A 23,106-nucleotide genomic window follows, 5' to 3' on the forward strand; every position below is an offset into this window, starting at 1 on the left:
ATGCGTACCCAAATCATCGACAAGTCCGTGGTTGTCTCAGCTATAGAAGGCAATGTGGAGATTGTGCTGGCTGATGGAAGCAGCCGCCCTCTGCAAAAAGGGGAAATTCTCCAACCCGGAGCAAAATTGGCCATAGCTGATGACGCCAAGCTGGCTCTTTCCCCTTATGACGATACTCCAGCATCGGATGTTCCGGCCGGTTCCGAGTCCGCTGAACCTGCTCAACCGCAAGTGGCGGCCAGCCAGGAAGGCGCACCTTCAGATATTGCCGCATTGCAAGAATCGATTCTGCAGGGTGTTGACCCGACTCAAAACTTTGAGGCTTCTGCTGCTGGTGGGGCTCCAGCGGCCGGTGGTGGTGGCGGTATTGGTGGGGTTGCGGGGGCCAGTGGTAATGGTGGTTTCGTCACAATTGATCGAACTGGCGATGCCACGATAGCGGCTGCAGGGTTTGATACCACCTACGATACGGCCGCTGTCATCAATGAAAATCAGGCCGAAGATTTGATACTTGAAAATCAGCTTGATGATTTGGGCGAAACCGCCGTAACCCTGGAAGACACTCAGGTCAGTGGGAATTTGCTCGACAATAGTACCAATCCAGATGGACCCGCTGATGCCTCTATCGTTTCATATGACTGGGGTATCAATATCGGAGTCCCTGCCGGTGTTGCTGCCACCATTACCGGAGTGGGCACGCTGATCATCAATCCGGATGGGAGCTATACCTTTACTCCGGCTCCTAACTATGATGGTGCAGTTCCCCCGGTGAACTATCAGGTAACTGATGGCCAGGATACAGTGACTTCAACACTCGTTATCTCCATTACTCCGGTAGATGAGGAGGTTGGCCTTGATGGGCTTACCCTGGAAGGGGGAGAGGTGTTGGTCAGTGATGCCAATCTGGCGGATGGTTCAACCCCCAATGCGACAGCGTTGACTCAAGGTGGAGTATTTACCTTCAGCGCCCCCGATGGCGTGCAAACGCTGGCGATCGGGGTGATCCAGTTGATCAGCAATGGCACTGTGGTTGCTCTGCCTGTATCTATTGAGACACCGCTGGGCAATGGATTGCAAATCACCGCAATAACCTACGATCCCGTTACCGGTAACGGCAGTGTCTCCTACAGCTATACCCTCCTTGATAATGAAGCTCATCAACAACCCGCTTCTGACCTGCAATTGGGTGAGAGCCTAACGGTGACCTTGACTGATGATGACGGTGATACAGCCAGCGCAACATTGGACATCGTTATTCAGGATGATGTGCCTATCCAGGATGTGGGGGTGGCCGAAGAGGCTAATTTGGGTGGATTGTCGGCCAGTCTGGATGAGACGGTTGGCAAAGAGGATACCTACAGCGAAAGTGATGTGAATGACGGCTATGTCAGTGATGACGTAGAGGGTGCACTGGCCCGGGCTACAACTGCGATTGAAGGTGGTTTGCTGTCACTGTTTACCAGCAGTGGCAGCTACGGTGCTGATGGTGCAGGTAGCATCACCGGCAGTTTCAGCTTTGTCGGAATTGGCGAAGCGGGGGTTGCCACCAACCTGTCGGCCACCAAAGGTGGTGAGATTACCCTCAATGCAGTGAGCGCGACCGAGCTGCAAGGGGTTGATGGTGAAGGAGATGTGGTCTTCAGCATCAAGATTGTGGTGGTAGATGGGGTATCCCAACTGCAGACCACCCAGTTTGAAGCCTTGTCTCATGACAACACCGGTTTGTTTGATGAATCACTGTTGCTGCTGCTCAGTGGACAGAACAGTCTGGGACTGCAATACAGCGTGACCCGTGTGGACGGAGATGGCGATAGCGTGACCGACAGTGCCACTGTCAGTTTGATTGCGGGCGAGCGGTCGGTATTCAGCTTCGATGATGATGGCCCGCGTGCCGGGCTGGCAGAAGAAGCCCCGCGTCTGGGTGCAACCGTGGATGAAAGCCTGGCCAGTCTGGGCGGCGTTGGCGGTGACGGGGTGGCCAGTGCCAGCCTGAGTGCGGCCGACGTACAGGCCCAGTTCGCGCCGGCCTTCGGGGCAGATGGGAAAGGCAGCATCGGCTACAGCCTGGCGCTGACCGGCAGCAACGTTGCGAGCGGTCTGTATGCGGTTGACCCGCTGGCCACCAACGGCCAGGGCGCGACTATCGTGCTCAATCAGGTGGGTAATGTCATCACTGGCAGCGCCGGTGGGGTGGACTACTTCACTCTGAGCATCGACCCGACCACCGGGGAAGTGACGCTGGAACTGCTGGACAACGTCTGGCATGGCAACACCACCAATGCAGATGACAGCGTGGCGCTGACCGTGGGTCAGGGCGTGCTGACGTTGGTGCAGACCGTGACCGATGCCGACGGCGATAGCGCCAGCGCGTCTGTGGACCTGGGCGCCAACGGCGTGTTCCGCTTCGAGGATGACGGCCCGCGTGCCGGGCTGGCAGAGAAAGCGCCGGCTCTGGGGGCGACCGTGGATGAAAGCCTGGTCAGCCTGGGCGGCGTTGGCAGCGACGGGGTGGCCAGTGCCAGCCTGAGTGCGGCCGACGTGCAGGCCCAGTTCGCGCCGGCCTTCGGGGCAGATGGGAAAGGCAGCATCGGCTACAGCCTGGCGCTGACCGGCAGCGATGTGGTGAGCGGTCTGTATGCGGTTGACCCGCTGGCCGCCAACGGCCAGGGCGCGGCTATTGTGCTCAATCAGGCGGGTAACGTTATCACCGGCAGCGCCGGTGGGGTGGACTACTTCACCCTGACCATCAACCCGAGCACCGGGGAAGTGACCTTGGCTCTGCTGGACAACGTCTGGCACGGCGACACCACCAATGCGGATGACAGCGTGGCACTGACGCTGGGTCAGGGTGTGCTGACCCTGGTGCAGACCGTGACCGATGCCGACGGCGATAGCGCCAGCGCGTCTGTGGACCTGGGCGCCAACGGCGTGTTCCGCTTCGAGGATGACGGCCCGCGTGCCGGGCTGGCAGAGAAAGCGCCGGCTCTGGGGGCGACCGTGGATGAAAGCCTGGTCAGCCTGGGCGGCGTTGGCAGCGACGGGGTGGCCAGTGCCAGCCTGAGTGCGGCCGACGTGCAGGCCCAGTTCGCGCCGGCCTTCGGGGCAGATGGGAAAGGCAGCATCGGCTACAGCCTGGCGCTGACCGGCAGCGATGTGGTGAGCGGTCTGTATGCGGTTGACCCGCTGGCCGCCAACGGCCAGGGCGCGGCTATTGTGCTCAATCAGGCGGGTAACGTTATCACCGGCAGCGCCGGTGGGGTGGACTACTTCACCCTGACCATCAACCCGAGCACCGGGGAAGTGACCTTGGCTCTGCTGGACAACGTCTGGCACGGCGACACCACCAATGCGGATGACAGCGTGGCACTGACGCTGGGTCAGGGTGTGCTGACCCTGGTGCAGACCGTGACCGATGCCGACGGCGATAGCGCCAGCGCGTCTGTGGACCTGGGCGCCAACGGCGTGTTCCGCTTCGAGGATGACGGCCCGCGTGCCGGGCTGGCAGAAGAAGCCCCGCGTCTGGGTGCAACCGTGGATGAAAGCCTGGCCAGTCTGGGCGGCGTTGGCGGTGACGGGGTGGCCAGTGCCAGCCTGAGTGCGGCCGACGTACAGGCCCAGTTCGCGCCGGCCTTCGGGGCAGATGGGAAAGGCAGCATCGGCTACAGCCTGGCGCTGACCGGCAGCAACGTTGCGAGCGGCCTGTATGCAGTCGACCCGCTGGCCGCCAACGGCCAGGGCGCGACTATCGTGCTCAATCAGGTGGGTAATGTCATCACTGGCAGCGCCGGTGGGGTGGACTACTTCACTCTGAGCATCGACCCGACCACCGGGGAAGTGACGCTGGAACTGCTGGACAACGTCTGGCATGGCAACACCACCAATGCAGATGACAGCGCGGCGCTGAGCGTGGACGAGGGCGTGCTGACGTTGGTGCAGACCGTGACCGATGCCGACGGCGATAGCGCCAGCGCGTCTGTGGACCTGGGCGCCAACGGCGTGTTCCGCTTCGAGGATGACGGCCCGCGGGCCGGGCTGGCGGTGGAAGCGCCGAGCCTGGGGGCGACCGTGGATGAAAGCCTGGTCAGCCTGGGCGGCGTTGGCAGCGACGGGGTGGCCAGTGCCAGCCTGAGTGCGGCCGACGTGCAGGCCCAGTTCAACCCGGCCTTTGGGGCCGACGGGGCGGGCAGCATCGGTTACAGCCTGGCGCTGACCGGCAGTAACGTGGCGAGCGGCCTGTATGCAGTCGACCCGCTGGCCGCCAACGGCCAGGGCGCGGCTATCGTGCTCAATCAGGTGGGTAATGTCATCACTGGCAGCGCCGGTGGGGTGGACTACTTCACTCTGAGCATCGACCCGACCACCGGGGAAGTGACGCTGGAACTGCTGGACAACGTCTGGCATGGCGACACTACCAGTGCGGATGACAGCGCGGCGCTGAGCGTGGACGAGGGCGTGCTGACGCTGGTGCAAACTGTGACCGACGCCGATGGCGATCGGGCCAGCGCGTCTGTGGATCTGGGCGCCAACGACGTGTTCCGCTTTGAGGACGATGGCCCGCGTGCCGGGCTGGCAGAAGAAGCCCCGCGTCTGGGTGCAACCGTGGATGAAAGCCTGGTCAGTCTGGGCGGCGTTGGTGGTGACGGAGTGGCCAGTGCCAGCCTGAGTGCGGGTGACGTGCAGGCACAGTTTGTATCAGCCTTCGGGGCAGATGGGAAAGGCAGTATCGGCTACAGCCTTGCGCTGACCGGCAGCAACGTTGCGAGCGGCCTGTATGCAGTCGACCCGCTGGCCGCCAACGGCCAGGGCGCGACTATCGTGCTCAATCAGGTGGGTAATGTCATCACTGGCAGCGCCGGTGGGGTGGACTACTTCACTCTGAGCATCGACCCGACCACCGGGGAAGTGACGCTGGAACTGCTGGACAACGTCTGGCATGGCAACACCACCAATGCAGATGACAGCGTGGCGCTGACCGTGGGTCAGGGCGTGCTGACGTTGGTGCAGACCGTGACCGATGCCGACGGCGATAGCGCCAGCGCGTCTGTGGACCTGGGCGCCAACGGCGTGTTCCGCTTCGAGGATGACGGCCCGCGGGCCGGGCTGGCGGTGGGAGCGCCGAGCCTGGGCGCGACCGTGGATGAAAGCCTGGTCAGTCTGGGCGGCGTTGGTGGTGACGGAGTGGCCAGTGCCACCCTGAGTGCGGATGACGTGCGGGCGCAGTTTGCCCCGGCCTTCGGGGCCGACGGGGCGGGCAGCATCGGTTACAGCCTGTCGCTGACCGGCAGTAACGTGGCGAGCGGCCTGTATGCAGTCGACCCGCTGGCCGCCAACGGCCAGGGCGCGGCTATCGTGCTCAATCAGGCGGGTAACGTTATCACCGGCAGCGCCGGTGGGGTGGACTACTTCACCCTGACCATTGACCCGACCACCGGGGAAGTGACCCTGGAACTGCTGGACAACGTCTGGCATGGCGACACTACCAGTGCGGATGACAGCGTGGCGCTGACCGTGGGTCAGGGCGTGCTGACGTTGGTGCAGACCGTGACCGATGCCGACGGCGATAGCGCCAGCGCGTCTGTGGACCTGGGCGCCAACGGCGTGTTCCGCTTTGAGGACGATGGCCCGCGTGCCGGGCTGGCAGAGAAAGCGCCGGCTCTGGGCGCGACCGTGGATGAAAGCCTGATCAGTCTGGGCGGCGTTGGTGGTGACGGAGTGGCCAGTGCCACCCTGAGTGCGGATGACGTGCGGGCGCAGTTTGCCCCGGCCTTCGGGGCCGACGGGGCGGGCAGCATCGGTTACAGCCTGTCGCTGACCGGCAGTAACGTGGCGAGCGGCCTGTATGCAGTCGACCCGCTGGCCGCCAACGGCCAGGGCGCGGCTATCGTGCTCAATCAGGCGGGTAACGTTATCACCGGCAGCGCCGGTGGGGTGGACTACTTCACCCTGACCATTGACCCGACCACCGGGGAAGTGACCCTGGAACTGCTGGACAACGTCTGGCATGGCGACACTACCAGTGCGGATGACAGCGTGGCGCTGAGCGTGGACGAGGGCGTGCTGACGCTGGTGCAGACCGTGACTGATGCCGATGGCGATCGGGCCAGCGCGTCTGTGGATCTGGGCGCCAACGACGTGTTCCGCTTTGAGGACGATGGCCCGCGTGCCGAGCTGGCAGAGAAAGCGCCGGCTCTGGGCGCGACCGTGGATGAAAGCCTGGTCAGTCTGGGCGGCGTTGGTGGTGACGGAGTGGCCAGTGCCACCCTGAGCGGCGCCAATGTGCAGGCCCAGTTCAACCCGGCCTTCGGGGCGGATGGGCAAGGCAGTATCGGCTACCGCCTGGCGCTGACCGGCAGCAACGTGGCAAGCGGCCTGTATGCGGTTGACCCGCTGGCCGTGAACGGGCAGGGTGCGGCCATCGTGCTCAATCAGGTGGGCAATGTCATCACCGGTAGTGTCGGTGCAGTGAGCTACTTCACCCTGACCATTGACCCGACCACCGGGGAAGTGACCCTGGCCCTGCTGGACAACGTCTGGCATGGCAATACCAGTAGTGCAGATGACAGCGTGGCGCTGAGTGTGGGCAAGGGCGTGCTGACGTTGGTGCAAACTGTGACCGACGCCGATGGCGATAGCGCCAGAGCATCTGTGGATCTTGGCGCCAACGGTGTGTTCCGCTTCGAGGATGACGGCCCCAAAGCAAGCAATGTTCAGGCTGCCTTGGTACTTGACGATGAAGGCCTTGTTGGCGGGATCAATGGCGGTTCTGGTGATGTTGCAGGGGCCAATACCAGCGTCACGGGCAATCTGGCTTATCAGGCCGGGGCTGATGGCCTCAAATCGCTTGAACTCTCCGGGCCTACTGCGTTGGGAAGTGAAAGTGTGACCTCAACGTGGGATGCCCAAAGTGGAACCTTGTCTATCAGTTCCACTCGCGGTGTCTTGATGACGGTCACCATTACTGACCCGAGTACTGGTGCCTACTCGGTGAAACTTCTGCAGCCATTGATGCACACAGGGGTTGATACCGAAGATAATCTCACCCTCAATGTGGGCTACAAGGTGACAGATGGTGATGGGGATAGTGCCAGCGGCGTACTTGCCGTCACCATTAACGATGATACGCCGACAATCCAAGTGGGTGAGCTGTCCCTGACTTCCTCAGTCACCTTCCTGGGTAGCAACGCCGGTTATTCAAATAGCTATGGCTATTACATCAAAGGTGATGATGGCACCCCGTTGTCCGGCAAAGTCATCTGGGCAAATGTTCACAGTCAGAGTGTGGGAAGCCAGACAGATATCAGTTCGCTGGATCCTGCTCATACCGGATTCTTTGTTATCCCCAATGGAGGTGCCAATCCCGGTCTTGTAGATGGTGCCGCGGTCACTTTCCAGTTTATTAATGGCAAGTGGCAGGCATTCGTTGGCAGCGCTGCGTTGAGTGGTGCCGATGGTGCCAACATCGTGTTCAGCGACGCCAGCCTCAACCCTGGCGGTTCACATTTGCAGGATACTGGTAGCGCAGGCAACCAGAACTGGGAGGATATGACCGCAAACTCGGATTATGACTACAACGATGTCAGCACCACTGTGACTTGGGGCGGTGTTGTGCAGTTGCAGGTCGATGAGTCCAACCTCAATCATGATGCAACAGCTGACTTTGGTGGTGTGTTCAACGTACAGCCGGGGGCAGATGGTCTGGGATCCCAGAGCTACAGCTTGAGCATACAAAATGTAAATTCAGGCTTGATTGATACAACAACAGGTGAACAGATCAGACTAGTTATGAATGGCTCAACGATTGAAGGGCGTACTATAACCACCGGTCAGTTGGCGTTTAACCTTAGCGTTGACGGCAGCGGTAAAGTAACTCTTGATCAATTACGAGCTATTGAACATCCGACTTCTGATCCCGATGAAGTCAAATTCCTCGGCTCTGGCCATATAAGTTTGACACTGACCGTTACCGATAAGGATGGTGACCACACTAGCGGTCGACTAGATATCGGTAAAGTTATCAGCTTCAAAGACGATGGCCCGAGTATCAGCGCCAACGCAGTAGTGCAACTGGACGATGATGCCCTGGCGGGCGGCATAGCTGGCGGCACGGGCGACGACCCGAACGCGGTCAACGTCAGCGGAATTCTGGGCCACAGCTTCGGTGCCGACGGCGCTGGCAGCATCCAGTGGCTGACCAGTGATGCACCGGGCGGTTACACCTATGAAGCGGGGTCTGGTGGTTCACTGCTGGTCAATCAGGCTGGCGTGACCGTGCTGACGGTGACGCTGAACAGCGCCACGGGGGCCTACAGCGTGACGCAGAATGCGCCGATCAAGCATGCCGACGGTAATGACGAGAATAACGCCACCTTCACGCTGAACTACCGTGTTACCGATGCCGACAAAGACAGCGTGGATGGCAGCCTGACCATCAACGTCGACGACGACATCCCGACGGTCAGCGCTAACGCAGCAGTGCAACTGGACGATGATGCCCTGGCGGGCGGCATAGCTGGCGGCACGGGCGACGACCCGAACGCGGTCAACGTCAGCGGAATTCTGGGCCACAGCTTCGGTGCCGACGGCGCTGGTAGCATCCAGTGGCTGACCAGTGGCGCACCGGGCGGTTACACCTATGAAGCGGGGTCTGGTGGTTCACTGCTGGTCAAACAGGCTGGAGTGACCGTGCTGACGGTGACGCTGAACAGCGCCACGGGTGCCTACAGCGTGACGCAGAATGCGCCGATCAAGCATGCCGACGGTAATGACGAGAATAACGCCACCTTCACGCTGAACTACCGTGTTACCGATGCCGACAAAGACAGCGTGGATGGCAGCCTGACCATCAACGTCGACGACGACACCCCGACGGTCAGCGCCAACACAGCAGTGCAACTGGACGATGATGCCCTGGCGGGCGGCATAGCTGGCGGCACGGGCGACGACCCGAACGCGGTCAACGTCAGCGGAATTCTGGGCCACAGCTTCGGTGCTGACGGCGCAGGCAGTGTGCAATGGCTGACTACGGGGGCGCCGGCTGGATTTACTTATGAAACGAATCCCGCAGGCGCTCTGTTGGTCAAACAGGGGGCGACCACAGTGCTGACAGTAACCCTGAACTCGGCTACTGGGGCGTATAGCGTGACGCAGAATTCGCCTATTCAACATGCGAATGCTGATCAGGAGAACAACCAGGCGTTTACCCTGAACTATAAAGTGAACGATGGCGATGGCGATACCGCGACCGGCACGTTGGCTATCAATGTCGATGACGATACGCCGGTGGCGAAGAACGACACGGCTATCGTTGCCGAGTCCAGCGGCAAGGACTTCAACGTCGCGTTCGTGCTGGATTCCAGCGGCAGTATCAACGGTACCGAGTTCGCCACCATGATGGCGGCTGTGCGGGCGGCAGGCCAGGCGCTGTTCAACGGCACCGACGGTACCGTGCAGATCACTATCGTGGCGTTTTCCACCGGGGCTACTTCTTACACTGCGATCAGTTCGCTGGCGGCCTTCGAGTCGCTGATTGACAGTATCCTGGCCAACCGTCCCTTCAACGGCAATACCAACTTCACGGCGGCAGTTGAGCAAACCATGGATGTCTACAACCCGATACCGGGTTGGAGCAACCAGGTATTCTTCATCAGCGACGGCAATCCGAATGTCGATACCGGTGTCAACAACTCGCTGGAAAGTGGCACGGCGACGGATTGGAACAACTTCATCGACAGTAACGGCATCAACGTCACCACCATTGGGGTGGGTGGCGGCATCAACGGGCCGCGGCTGCAGGATGTCGACCTGGATGGCAGCGGCTCGCCGATTCTGATGACCGACTTCGATGATCTGATCGACGCGCTGCTCACTCAGATATCCGGCAACACGGTCAGCGGCAACGTCCTGCTCGGCAACAACAATGTCGTGGGTGGCGGTGACGACGATGCCTTTGGCGCCGATGGCGCCGGTCGGGTGCTGTCGATCGAGATCGATGGGGTTACCTACACCTGGAACGGCGTGGGCACCATTGCGGTGAGTACGGGCGGTAGCATCGCCGGTAGCCAGTTGAGCAACATCGTCACCGATCTGGGCGGCAAACTGAGCTTCAACTTTACCAATGGCACCTGGAGCTACGTTGCGCCGCAGAGCGTTGCGTCGGATACCAACGAGAGCTTCGACTACGTGATCATCGACAAGGACGGCGACCCGTCGCAGGCCACGCTGACGGTCAATATCGAGGATGCTGCACCGGTGATCGGCAGGGTGGACGAGGACGAACTGCCCGGTGGTATTACCGATAACGATCTGCAGACCACGGTTGCCACCGGCAGCCTGACCGAGCTGCTGATCGGCAACGGTCCTGCCACCTTCAGCCTGCAGAGTTCGCCGGCGTTCTTGCCGACCCTGACCTCTGATGGTGTGGCTGTCACCTACAACGTCGTCGGTAATACCCTGACGGCGATGGCGGGCGCGGCCACTATCTTCACCCTGGTGGTGCAGGCCAATGGCGCTTACACCTTCACGCTCAGCGGTCCGCTGGATCACCCGCTGGCCAACGGCAACGACAACGAAATCCTCACGCTGAACCTGACCGAGGCAGTCAAGGCCACCAACGGCGGAAATCCGGTGCCGCTGGCCGGTGATCTGCTGATCCAGGTCGAGGACGACGTGCCGGCGATCCTGGCAACCTCGAACCTGGTGTACTCCAACAGTGGCAACCCGGGCGGAGCTACCGGCGTGTTCGACTACAGCACCGGTGCCGATACTCGTGGCAGTGGTCCCTTCAGTGCGGCGGACTCGGACTTCAAGTCCATCATGCTGACGGGCAATGTCGGTGGCACGGCGATCAGCGCGCAATCGGTGACCTGGGTGTCGGAGAGCGCTACCACCGCGACCTTCGATATCGAGTTCGACTACGCGCCGAACCCGGCCAACCCCGGCGTCAAGGAAGAGGCTACCGGTACCCTGACCTTCGACAAGGTGAACGGCACCTACACGGTGACGCTGGACGGGCCGATCGAGGGCTTCCAGGTGCTGAAAACCAGCGCTTCGCTGGGTATCACGGGCTATGTGCCGGGTGGAAGCTCGGTGGATACCACCAATCCGGAGGTGGCGGTTTCTCAGCTGGCCACTGACTTCTTCGTGCAGTTCAGGAGCTACGCCGAGACCGGTGGTGGCACCGGTAGCAACAATCTGCAGACGGGAGGCACGAACACCAACGTCTTCGTCAATGGTGAGACCTTCACCCAGACGAGTTCCTACGTCTCTCTGTCCAACAGCGAGAACGGGGTGGCGGGCGACACCATTGGCAAGGGCGAAGTGCTGGACCTGAACTTCTATACCTCCAACCCCACCGGCAACCTGGGGCTGACCCCGACCGGCCGTGCTGATGGCGTCTATCTGAAGTTCGATGGTATCGACAATGATGATGATCTGGTGATCGTGTTGAAGCTGGTCGGAGCTGGAGGTGTTACCACCACCAGGGCACTGGTCGTCAGCAACAGCGACATCTACCGCAATTTCAGCGGTGCAACGGCGCTGGCTGCCCTGGCCGTCTATGGCATCACCCTGGACAACAACGATGGTGCGATCGTCATCGAGAGCAATGACTACAACGCCGCCGGTGAGAGCTGGCAGATCTACGGGGCGCAGATCCTGACGTCGGTCGAAGACATCACCACCAGCGTCGCGCTCAACTATGACCGCGACTTCAATGATGGTTTCGATGGTCTCACCAGCTTTGCCAACCAAAGCGACAACGATGTGGTCAAGGTCTCCGATATCGGCTTTATCAAGACCCAGACCACCACCGTGGATGCGGACCTCGACTTCCAGGTGGTAGTGCAGGATGCCGACAACGATGCCACTTCGAGCGTGAATCTGCATGTCACCATCGAAGCTGGCAATGTGTTCACCGGCACAGCTATGGCTGACATCATACATGGCAGTGCCGATAACGATACACTCAAGGGGTTGGGCGGAGATGATCAGCTAATCGGTGGATTAGGTAATGACATCCTGATCGGTGGATTAGGCTCGGATACTCTTGTTGGTGGCTCTGGCAGCGATACCTTCAAGTGGGGGGCGGGTGATATCGGTGGTGTGGACGTTATCAAAGACTTCACAACTGGTGACGGTGGAGATGTGCTGGATATAAGCGAGCTGCTCACTGGCGAACATGCCAACTCTGGTTCGCTTGATGCGTACCTCAATTTCAGTAGTGATGGGCCAGGCACAAACAAATCAACATTGACTATTGATTTGGATGGTACGAATGGAGGAACCACCCACGTCATAAAATTTGACAGTATTGACTTGACGACCCTGGGTAACAGTGACTTGCAGATTATTCAGAAGTTGCTGGATGACGGTAACTTGAAGGTTGATCCGTAACCTTGTCTCGGGGCCGGGCTTGCCTGGCCCCTGTTTTTTCCTCAAGGGGATGGATAAGATAGCGGCAGTAGAGGAGAGGGGTAATCATGCAGTCATTCAACTGGGTCGACATTGATGGCATCCGTTATAGCTGGGATGGGCAGGGGAACATTACCTGCGCAGGCCAGTTTGGCTATCAGGCCTCGATCACGGGGGATCGGCTGGATGGGATGGAGATTGAGAATGAGGCCGGTGATGTAGCGGGCTCGCTCTATGTTGATTTCGCTACGGCCTCTATCACTTATGTGCCGGTCATGGATACCGAGTCTGCCTATAACATGATTCTGGTTGGCCATCATCAGGGGCAGCAGGAGTATCCGCTGGCCAGTTTTCACTCTCCGTTGTTGCAAGATTTGCTAGGGCCATCTGATACCATCCCTTGGTCTGCGATGGAGGAGGATAGTGGTGGCACCAATATCGGACAGGCGGTGCAAGGACACGTTCTGTCGTGGGACTCGTTTCATTTCGATGATGAGGTGTTGGTCTGTGGCGCGGCTCCTGCGCTGGATATGGCAAACCAGAGCCAGGATCCCGGCAGCATGGTCACCATTAGTCTCGATCTGACCAATCAGATACTGGATCAGCTCCCCCCCTTGCACGATATATGAATCCCCTAGCTGCACGGGCATAATGACCTCAATCTTTCCGATTGAGGTTTTTTCTATGTGGCGTCCCCTTCTTACTCTTTCCGCTCTGGTTGTCAGTGCTCCGCTGCTGGCGATTGAAGTGCCGCAAGCGCCCCATCTGGTGGTGAGCGGTTATGCCGAGCAGAAGACCGAACCCGATATGCTCACCCTCAATGTGGCGGTGAGTGCACTGGATAAGCAGGGCCTCAAGGCCAAGCAGCAGGTCGATACCAAGGTCGCAGCCTTTTTCAGCCAACTGGAAGGGCTGGGGATCAAGCGCAGCGATGTTGAGGCTGGCAACCTGATGGTCTCTCCGGAATATCAGTATGGCGAGAACAAGAAGCCGGTATTGTTGGGATACCGTGCCCAGCGGCAATTGGCGGTGAAGCTCTATCAGCTCGACAAGTTGAGCCCCCTGATGGATACCGCCCTCAAAGCCGGGCTGGAGTCCGTATCCCAGATTGAGTACGGGTTGAAATCGCCGCAGGTCATCAAGGAGCAGGCCCGTCTGAATGCCGTTGAGGATGCCAAAACCAAGGCTGAATCTCTGGCCAAGGCGTTCGGGATGAAGCTTGGCAAGGTCTACAGTGTGGAGTACCGCAATGCTTCGCCCATTACCGCCTACAGCCGCAACCTGAAGGTGGTGCAGGCCATGGCGATGGCTGCTCCCGCGCCGGATATGGCGGACAACAGCTATCAACAACAGCAGATCACGGTAAGTGATAATATCGAGGCTGTATTCTTGCTGGAGTGATGCCCGTCGTTTAAGTCCAGTCATGAACAACCCCGCCATTTGCTGCGGGGTTTTTATTGCGCATCGATGCAGATATAAAAAAGCCGACGCTCGTGTTTACTTAATCGAGCATCGGCTTTTTGTTGCGCTGGGTTTATCAGGCGGTCACTGCATCAGGCTTGGTCGCTTCAGGTGCCGGGTTGCGGATGAGGTAATCAAACGCACCCAGTGCGGCGGTGGCGCCAGCACCCATGGAGATGATGATCTGCTTGAACGGTACCGTGGTGGCATCCCCTGCGGCGTAGACGCCGGGCAGGGAGGTCGCGCCCTTGGTATCGATCTCGATCTCGCCAAAGCGGGTCAGGGCAATCTCGCTCCCTTTCAGGAACTCGGTGTTCGGTACCAGGCCGATCTGGACGAAGATACCCGCCACCGCCAGGTGTTTGATCTCACCTGTGGTGCGATCTTCGTAGTCCATACCGACCACCTTGCTGCCATCACCGATCACTTCGGTGGTGCGCGCGCTCATGATGATGTCGATATTGCCCATGGAGCGAGCCTTCTTCTGCAGCACTTCATCGGCACGCAGGGTGTCGGCGAACTCCACCACAGTCACATGCTCGACGATGCCAGCCAAGTCGATCGCTGCCTCGATGCCGGAGTTACCGCCTCCGATCACCGCTACTCGCTTGCCCTTGAAGAAGGGGCCATCGCAGTGCGGGCAGTAGGCCACGCCCTTGGTACGGTACTCAAGCTCGCCCGGGACGTTCAGGTCACGCCAGCGCGCACCGGTAGCCAAGATCACGGCACGGCTCTTCAAGGTGGCGCCAGAGGCGAGATCCACGTTCACATATCCATCTTTGCTGATGGCGGCGGCGCGCTGCTCGGTGATCACTTCAACGCCGTACTCTTTGACGTGCTGCTCCAGGCTGGCGGCCAGCTTGGGGCCTTCGGTGTAGGGCACGGAGATAAAGTTCTCGATGCCGACGGTGTCCATCACCTGACCACCGAAACGTTCGGCAACGATGGCAGTGCGAATGCCTTTACGAGCGGCATAGATGGCCGCTGCGGCGCCAGCCGGGCCACCGCCTACCACTAGCACATCGTAGGGATCTTTCTCATTCAGCTCGGCAGCCTTGCGCTCGGCGGCGCCGGTGTCGAGTTTGGCGACGATCTCTTCGAGTGAAATACGGCCCTGGCTGAACGGTTGGCCGTTCAGGTAGACATTCGGTACCGCCATGATTTGACGCTCGGCGACCTCGTCCTGGAACAGGGCGCCATCGATCATGGTGTGGGTGATACCGGGGTTCAGGGTCGCCATCAGGTTGAGGGCCTGAACTACGTCCGGGCAGTTGTGGCAGGAGAGGGAGATATAGGTCTCGAAGTGGAACTCGCCCTTGAGATTGCGGATCTGCTCCTGCACGGCTGCATCTGCCTTGGAGGGGTGGCCGCCGCTTTGCAGCAGGGCGAGCACCAGAGAGGTAAATTCATGACCCATGGGGATGCCGGCAAAGTGAACGCGCGGGGCTTGGCCCTGCGGCGCGACACTCATGGAAGGCTTGCGAGCGGCAGTGCCAGAGGTCTGGATGATCTTGGGTGACATCTCGGCGATCTCGCTGGCCAGAGCCAGCAGCTCCGCAGATTTGTCGCTGTCGTTGCCGGACACGCTGATCTCGATGGGATTGACGATGTACTGCAGATAGGTGTTCAGCTGTTGTTTGAGGTTGGTATCCAACATGGTCGAATTCCTTCTTGTAATGGCGAGTTGGCATTAAATGTGAGTCGGTCTGCTTTCAGGTCTATTTGGCAAGGCCGGAAAGCAGACCGGCCCTTATGCGGGCCGGTCTTGGAAGCGGGAGGCTTAGATCTTGCCTACCAAGTCCAGGGACGGGGCCAGAGTGGCTTCGCCTTCTTTCCATTTAGCCGGGCACACTTCACCCGGGTGGGAGGCAACGTACTGGGCCGCTTTAACTTTGCGCAGCAGTTCCAGTGCGTCACGGCCGATGCCGCCAGCGTTGATCTCGACGATCTGGATGATGCCCTGCGGGTCAATTACGAAGGTACCGCGGTCAGCCAGACCAGCTTCTTCGATCATCACGCCGAAGTTGCGGGTGATGGTACCAGTCGGGTCACCAATCATCGGGTACTGGATCTTCTGAATGGTGTCAGAGGTGTCGTGCCATGCTTTGTGAGTGAAGTGGGTGTCGGTAGAGACAGAGTAGATCTCGACGCCCAGTTTCTGGAATTCAGCGTAGTTGTCAGCCAGGTCGCCCAGCTCGGTCGGGCAAACGAAGGTGAAGTCAGCCGGGTAGAAGAAGACCACGGACCACTTGCCTTTCAGGTCAGCGTCAGACACCTGAACGAATTTGCCATTGTGGTAGGCGGTAGCATTGAACGGCTTGATTTCAGTGTTGATGTAGGTAGACATGTAATTGCTCCTTGGTGATGTACATATGCCGGTCTGGTGTTGAAGAGTCTTGCCAGACGAGGCGCTTAACTTTCGATGGATTCATCATAGGGGCTTCCGCTAATCGATAAAAGCCGCAATTTTGAATCGCTTAAATCTACTTATTAGATAACTCACTATGGCTGTACCTAACATGAATATCTCAGGCCTACTGAGATAACTCCTTGTCGTGATTCAATATCTGTGCGCTACATCGCCTTTTCAAGGCATAAGAAGAGGTGTGCAGAGCCACGATGACGCGATGAGATAAACGGTGGTGCAAACAGGTGGCGCAGGAGGTTGAGGCCGCTGCTCGCAGCGATGGGGGATGTGTTGGTAGGGGGGAAGCCGAAAAGCGCAGATAAAAAAATCCCGGCGCTATCGCAACGACAGGGCCGGGTCATCAAACAAGGAATGGCTATATAAACAAATGCTTTACAGCAAAGACTAACTACGGGGTGTGCAAACTTGCAGACATATGAGAGGAAGATAATGGGTGCACAATCCCTCGTCTCCCCCTCGGCAACTATTGCATGAGAGGGATGATAGTGTGACGCAGATCACAAGGCAAGCATTTGGTGTAATTTTTCAATCAAAATGAAAGTGTTTCATCATTTAAGCTTATTTTGACGGCTGAAAACGCTTTTATTGTAATTTAATTACAGCTGGATCTGTCAAAAGTCGGTAGGTGGTTCCTGCTCTTCCATCAATTCCAGCAGGTTGATGGCCACGGAAATAAAGTCCGACTCGGTGACAATGCCGATCAGCTTGCGTCCTTTGAGTACCGGCAGGCAGCCATATCTGTGCCGCTGCAGGTAAAGTGCCGCCTCCTTGATACCGGCGTGAGGATCTACGCTCGCCACTTGCCGTGTCATGATCTCGTCGAGTTGCACGCTGTCGGTAAATTCGGCTTCCCGCTCCGGGCTGATGAGCAGCAGCTTGGATTCCCGGGTGGCCAGGATATCGGTGAGGGTCACCAGCCCCAGCAGGTGGTGCTGCTCGTCGACGATGGGAATGTGGCGGATCCGCTCCTGCTGCATCAGGTCCATCGCCTGTTTGACACTGTTTGACGGACCCAGAGTGAAGGGATGTTCGGTCATGATTTCGGATAGGGTCATCATGGTGGGCCTCCTTGTGTATCTGCTTTCACCCTAGCCCAGCGCCCATTGGCAAAACATGATCAGGGTCAATACAGAACATTAAAGAATCATTAACCGGAGGTGTGTCTCAATATTGCTCGCTACCCCTTGTCTCTCTTGGGTTTTTGGTCTTTTGGGTTGCCTTGGAAGATGGGGATAACTAGACTAGCCGCCGATTCCCCCCGAGGTGAAAGATGCAAGTATCCGATTTTCATTTTGATCTGCCAGACGAGCTGATTGCCCGCTATCCGATGGCAGAGCGTACTGCCAGCCGCCTGTTGCAGCTCGATGGTCAGACTGGCGCCCTGCGCCACGGTCAATTTGTGGATGTGCTGGATCAGCTCAATCCGGGTGACCTGCTGGTATTCAATAACACCCGTGTCATTCCGGCGCGCATGTTTGGCCAGAAGGCCAGCGGCGGCAAGCTGGAGGTACTGGTCGAGCGCATTCTGGACGAGCACAGCGTGCTGGCCCATGTCCGGGCCTCCAAGGCGCCCAAGCCCGACACCCGGATGATCATGGATGGTGGTGTGGAGGCAGAGATGCGCGCCCGCCACGACGCTCTGTTCGAGATCCACTTCCTCGACCCGCGTCCGGTGCTGGAAATTTTGGAGGCCATCGGCCACATGCCGCTGCCCCCCTATATCGACCGTCCCGACGAGGATGCTGACAAGGAGCGCTACCAGACCGTTTACAATCAAAAGCCGGGCGCCGTCGCGGCCCCGACCGCCGGCCTGCACTTTGATGAGCCGCTGCTTGAGAAAATTCGGGCCAAAGGGGTTGAAACGGCCTTCGTCACCCTGCATGTAGGGGCGGGGACCTTCCAGCCGGTGCGGGTAGATAAGATTGAAGATCACCATATGCACTCCGAGTATGCGGAAGTGCCGCAAGAGGTGGTGGATGCCATCGCGGCCACCCGTGCCCGTGGTGGTCGGGTGATTGCCGTTGGCACCACCTCGGTCCGTTCGCTGGAGAGCGCGGCCAAGGTTACCCTGGCGCTGGGCAAACCGCTAGCGCCCTTCTTTAGTGACACCGATATCTTCATCTTCCCTGGTTACCAGTTCCAGATTGTCGATGCCATGGTCACCAACTTCCATTTGCCGGAGTCGACCCTGATCATGCTGGTCAGCGCCTTCGCCGGTTATGACAACGTGATGGCGGCCTATCAGGCAGCCGTGGCTGGGCAGTACCGTTTCTTCAGCTACGGGGACGCCATGTTCGTCACCCGTCGCCAGGTTGAAGCATAAGCTTCAGCTTATTTACCGGGCCGTGAGCGGCCCTCCTATTGTCAGACTGTTTATCTGACGCAGCCGAGGTAGCAATGAAATTTGAACTGAAAACCACCGACGGCCGTGCCCGTCGCGGTCAACTGGTCTTCGAACGTGGTGTGGTACAAACGCCGGCCTTTATGCCGGTCGGGACGTACGGCACCGTCAAGGGGATGACCCCGGAAGAAGTGCGTGAAACCGGCGCTCAGATCCTGCTGGGTAACACCTTCCACCTCTGGTTGCGTCCGGGTCAGGAAGTGATGCGTGCCCACGGCGATCTGCATGACTTCATGAACTGGCAGGGCCCGATCCTGACCGACTCCGGTGGTTTCCAGGTGTTCAGCCTGGGCCATATTCGCAAGATCACCGAAGCGGGCGTCCACTTCCGTCACCCCATCAATGGCGAGAAGATCTTCCTCGACCCCGAGAAGTCCATGGAGATCCAGTACGATCTGGGCTCCGACATCGTGATGATCTTCGACGAGTGCACCCCGTACCCGGCCACTTATGAAGAAGCGCGCAAGTCCATGGAGATGTCCCTGCGCTGGGGCAAGCGCTCCCGCGACAAGTTTGATGCGCTGGGCAACAAGAACGCCCTGTTCGGCATCATTCAGGGCTCGGTCTACGAAGATCTGCGGGATGTCTCCCTCAAGGGGCTGCTGGAGATCGGTTTCGACGGTTATGCAGTCGGTGGTCTGGCCGTGGGCGAACCGAAAGAGGACATGCACCGAATCCTCGAGCACGTCTGCCCGAAAATTCCGGCTGACAAGCCACGCTACCTGATGGGGGTCGGCAAGCCGGAAGACTTGGTGGAAGGGGTGCGCCGTGGTATCGACATGTTCGACTGCGTCATGCCGACTCGCAACGCCCGCAACGGCCACCTGTTCACCACCGATGGCGTAGTGAAGATCCGCAATGCCCAGCACCGCAACGACACCAGCACCCTGGATGCCGAATGCGATTGCTACACCTGCAAGAACTACAGCCGCAGCTACCTGCACCATCTGGACAAGTGCAACGAGATCCTCGGTGCCCGTCTGAATACGATTCATAACCTGCGTTACTACCAGCGTGTGATGCAGGGTTTGCGGGACGCGATCGAGCAGGGTAAATTAGACGACTTTGTAACAGAGTTTTACCGTCGGCAAGGGAAGCCTGTGCCTCCGTTAGCTGAAAATGACGTTAAATAACAACAACATATAATTTTGTTTTTTTAAATCTACATCAATAAGAGGTTGTTAAATGAGCATTATCTCCAAGGCGTATGCAGAAGGCGCAGCACCGGGTGCACAGGGTGGTGGTATGGAAATGATCATCATGCTGGCCGTATTCGGCCTGATCTTCTACTTCATGATCTATCGTCCCCAGGCCAAGCGTGCCAAGGATCACCGCAATCTGATGAGCTCCTTGTCCAAGGGTGATGAAGTGCTCACTTCCGGTGGCCTGGTTGGCAAAATTGCCAAAGTGGCTGCAGACAGCGATTACCTGGTGATCGCCCTGAACGACCAGACTCAAGTCACCATCAAAAAGGACTTCGTCTCTGCCGTTCTGCCCAAGGGTTCTATCCAGTCCCTTTAATCTCCCAAGGAGCACAGCGTGTTGAATCGCTATCCGCTGTGGAAATACCTGATGGTGATCCTGGTGATCGCCATCGGTTTTCTATATGCAGCCCCCAATCTTTACGGCGAAGATCCGGCTTTGCAGGTTTCTGCCAGCCGTGGTGCCGAAGTCAAGCTAGATACTCTTGATCTGGTGAAAGAGACCCTTGAAGCGGCCAAGATCCCGGTCAAACATGCTGCATTCGAGCACGGTTTTATCCTGATCCGTTTCAAGAACACCGAAGACCAGCTGAAGGCGCGCGATATCGTTGCCAACAAGCTGGGCGACAACTTCATTACCGCACTCAACCTGGCACCTTCCACTCCCGCCTGGCTCGAAGCCATCGGTGCGGCGCCTCTGAAGCTGGGTCTTGATCTGCGTGGTGGTGTGCACTTCCTGATGGAAGTGGACATGGCCGAAGCACTGACCAAGCAGCAAGAGCAGATGGTGCAGGATTTCCGCTCCGAGCTGCGCACCCAGAAGATCCGTTACTCCGGTGTGCGCCGGGTCGGTGATCAGGTGCAGGTGATCTTCCGTGACGAAGCCGATCAGGAACGCGCTGTTTCTCATCTGCGTCGTCAGAACCCTGATTTGACTTTCACTACCGAGCAGAAGGGGGATGAGTTCATCCTGCTGGCTGGTCTGAGCGAAGCCAAGATCAAGGAAGTGAAGAAGTACGCCCTCGAGCAGAACATCACCATCATCCGTAACCGGGTCAACGAACTGGGCGTGGCCGAGCCGCTGGTACAACAGCAAGGCGCCGAGCGCATTGTCGTTGAACTGCCCGGTATTCAGGATACCGCCCGCGCCAAGGAGATCCTGGGGGCAACCGCGACCCTGGAGTTCCACATGGTCGATGAGACTGCCGACATCCAGGCTGCGGCCGACGGCCGTGTCCCGCCCAGCTCCAAGGTCTACAACGATCGCAATGGTCGTCCCGTGGTGCTGCAAAAGCGGGTGATCCTGACCGGTGACCACATCGTGGGTGCCCAGTCCGGTTTCGACGAGTACAGCCGTCCCCAGGTCAACATCAAGCTGGATGGCCAGGGTGGCAACAAGATGGCCAACTTTACCAAGGATAACGTCGGTAAAGGGATGGCGACCGTCTTCATCGAGTACAAGCCGGTCGGTCAACCGGGTCCGGATGGCAAGCGCAAGTTCCGCAAGCAGGAGGAGGTGATCAACGTCGCCACCATCCAGTCGCGTCTTGGCAGCCAGTTCCGTATCACCGGCATCGACAACGCCAACGAAGCACACAACCTGGCGCTGCTGCTGCGTGCCGGTGCCCTGATCGCTCCGATCCAGATCGTGGAAGAGCGCACCATCGGCCCAAGCCTGGGTCAACAGAACATCGACAGTGGTATGGAAGCCATCGGCTGGGCCATGCTGGTGATCGTGCTGTTCATGGGGATCTACTACCGCGCGTTCGGCTGGGTTGCCAACTTGGCGCTCTGTATGAACCTGGTGTTGATTGTCGGCATCATGTCAATGATCCCGGGGGCCACCATGACACTGCCGGGTATCGCCGGTATCGTCCTGACGCTGGGTATGGCGGTGGATGCCAACGTACTGATCTACGAGCGTATTCGTGAAGAGATCCGCAACGGTCGTGGTGTTCAGCAAGCCATCCATCTGGGCTTTGATCGAGCATTCTCCACCATCGCCGACTCCAACGTGACCTCGCTGATCACCTGTGTGATCCTGTTCGGTATCGGCACCGGCGCCATCAAGGGCTTTGCCCTGACGCTGGGCATTGGTCTGACCGCCTCCATGTTTACTGCCATCACAGTTTCCCGTGCCATTATCAACCTGGCTTGGGGTGGACGGCGTATCGACAAGCTGCCCATCTGAGGATAGAGAAATGTTTCAGATTCTACATTTTGAAAAACCGATCCCGTTTATGCGCTATGCCAAGCCGGGTGTGGTTTTCTCTTCCGTGCTGATGGTGGTAGCCCTGTTCTTCCTGTTTGATCGGGGTCTGAACTGGGGTCTGGACTTTACCGGTGGTACCACCATCGAGGTGGGGTTCCAGCAGTCGGTGAGCCTGGACAAGATCCATGACGCTCTGGAAGAGCAGAAGATTGAAGGGGCAACCCTGCAACACTTTGGCTCCAGCCGTGACGTGCTGTTCCGCCTGACCCCGAAAGAGGGGGTCAAGGTAGAACAACAGGGTAACGAAGTGCTGGCGGCGGCCAAGCAGCTCGACGAGGGCGCAGTGCTCAAACGCGTCGAGTTCGTCGGCCCTTCCGTGGGTGATGAACTGGCGACAGACGGTGCGCTGGCCATGCTGGCCTCCATCCTCTGTATCCTGGCCTACGTGGCAGTGCGTTTCGAATGGCGTCTGGCGCTGGGGGGCATTCTCTCCCTGGTGCACGACGTGGTGATCACGCTGGGTGTCTTTGCCTACTTCCAGTACGAGTTCGACCTGACTGTACTGGCGGCACTGATGACCCTGGTGGGTTACTCCCTGAACGATACTATCGTGGTGTTCGACCGCTTGCGGGAGAACTTCCGCAAGGTGCGTAAAGGGGATACCGAGTACATTCTGGATCTCTCCATGACCGAGACCCTGAGTCGTACCATCATCACCTCCGGCCTTACCTTTATCGTGGTGCTGGCGCTTTTGCTCAAGGGCGGTGCGCTGATCCACGGTTTTGCCGTGGCCATGGTGATCGGTGTGGCGTTCGGTACCTACTCCTCCATCTATGTGGCGAGTGCGTTTGCCATGTTCCTCGGCGTCAAGCGCGAGCACATGCTGCCCACCCAGGTAGAGAAAGAGGGTGCGGACCAACAGGAAATCCTGCCGTAACAGTGAAGAGCGCCTCATGGCGCTCTTTTCTTATCTCTGCGTGTCGTTTGCTGACGC

11 protein-coding genes are annotated in these 23,106 nt (G+C 58.7%); 8 read left to right on the top strand and 3 right to left on the bottom strand.

Annotation, left to right across the window (positions count from 1 at the left end):
* The 3 genes from I6L49_RS20975 to I6L49_RS03080 all read left to right on the top strand — a co-directional run bounded on the left by I6L49_RS20975 (window position 1) and on the right by I6L49_RS03080 (window position 13,809).
* Window positions 1-12,390 carry a retention module-containing protein gene (locus I6L49_RS20975; RefSeq protein ID WP_254127531.1) on the top strand — a complete coding sequence of 4,130 codons (12,390 nt, stop codon included), beginning with the start codon at window positions 1-3 and terminating at the stop codon, window positions 12,388-12,390.
* Between the two features lie 86 nt (window positions 12,391-12,476).
* Window positions 12,477-13,037 carry a hypothetical protein gene (locus I6L49_RS03075; RefSeq protein ID WP_216950585.1) on the top strand — a complete coding sequence of 187 codons (561 nt, stop codon included), beginning with the start codon at window positions 12,477-12,479 and terminating at the stop codon, window positions 13,035-13,037.
* 55 nt (window positions 13,038-13,092) lie between these two features.
* Window positions 13,093-13,809, top strand: coding sequence for an SIMPL domain-containing protein (locus tag I6L49_RS03080; protein ID WP_021229694.1), 717 nt, complete (start codon window positions 13,093-13,095; stop codon window positions 13,807-13,809).
* Window positions 13,810-13,945: 136 nt separating this feature from the next.
* Here I6L49_RS03080 and ahpF read toward each other — a convergent pair whose 3' ends face one another.
* The 3 genes from ahpF to I6L49_RS03095 all read right to left on the bottom strand — a co-directional run bounded on the left by ahpF (window position 13,946) and on the right by I6L49_RS03095 (window position 17,355).
* Window positions 13,946-15,526, bottom strand: a complete 1,581-nt coding sequence (gene ahpF, locus I6L49_RS03085) for an alkyl hydroperoxide reductase subunit F (RefSeq protein WP_216950586.1) — start codon at window positions 15,524-15,526, stop codon at window positions 13,946-13,948.
* A 123-nt stretch (window positions 15,527-15,649) separates the two neighbouring features.
* Window positions 15,650-16,216, bottom strand: coding sequence for an alkyl hydroperoxide reductase subunit C (ahpC, locus tag I6L49_RS03090; RefSeq protein WP_005337335.1), 567 nt, complete (start codon window positions 16,214-16,216; stop codon window positions 15,650-15,652).
* Window positions 16,217-16,908: 692 nt separating this feature from the next.
* Window positions 16,909-17,355, bottom strand: coding sequence for a CBS domain-containing protein (locus I6L49_RS03095; RefSeq protein ID WP_005337333.1), 447 nt, complete (start codon window positions 17,353-17,355; stop codon window positions 16,909-16,911).
* 212 nt (window positions 17,356-17,567) lie between these two features.
* On the opposite strand from I6L49_RS03095, the gene queA reads away from it, so the two are divergent.
* The 5 genes from queA (at window position 17,568) to secF (ending at window position 23,049) form a co-directional block, all read left to right on the top strand.
* Complete coding sequence (gene queA, locus I6L49_RS03100; RefSeq protein WP_216950587.1) at window positions 17,568-18,620, top strand: tRNA preQ1(34) S-adenosylmethionine ribosyltransferase-isomerase QueA; 1,053 nt, start codon at window positions 17,568-17,570, stop codon at window positions 18,618-18,620.
* A 74-nt stretch (window positions 18,621-18,694) separates the two neighbouring features.
* Window positions 18,695-19,831, top strand: coding sequence for a tRNA guanosine(34) transglycosylase Tgt (gene tgt / locus I6L49_RS03105; RefSeq protein ID WP_005337329.1), 1,137 nt, complete (start codon window positions 18,695-18,697; stop codon window positions 19,829-19,831).
* Between the two features lie 52 nt (window positions 19,832-19,883).
* Entirely contained in the window at window positions 19,884-20,219 is a 336-nt protein-coding gene (yajC, locus tag I6L49_RS03110) for a preprotein translocase subunit YajC (protein WP_005337327.1), read from the top strand.
* Window positions 20,220-20,237: 18 nt separating this feature from the next.
* Entirely contained in the window at window positions 20,238-22,091 is a 1,854-nt protein-coding gene (gene secD, locus I6L49_RS03115; protein ID WP_005337324.1) for a protein translocase subunit SecD, read from the top strand.
* 10 nt (window positions 22,092-22,101) lie between these two features.
* Window positions 22,102-23,049 carry a protein translocase subunit SecF gene (gene secF, locus I6L49_RS03120; RefSeq protein ID WP_005337322.1) on the top strand — a complete coding sequence of 316 codons (948 nt, stop codon included), beginning with the start codon at window positions 22,102-22,104 and terminating at the stop codon, window positions 23,047-23,049.
* Window positions 23,050-23,106 lie beyond the last annotated feature (57 nt).

It is taken from the genome of Aeromonas sp. FDAARGOS 1419 (assembly GCF_019047045.1).
In the GTDB taxonomy this organism is placed as follows: Bacteria; Pseudomonadota; Gammaproteobacteria; order Enterobacterales; family Aeromonadaceae; genus Aeromonas; species Aeromonas veronii.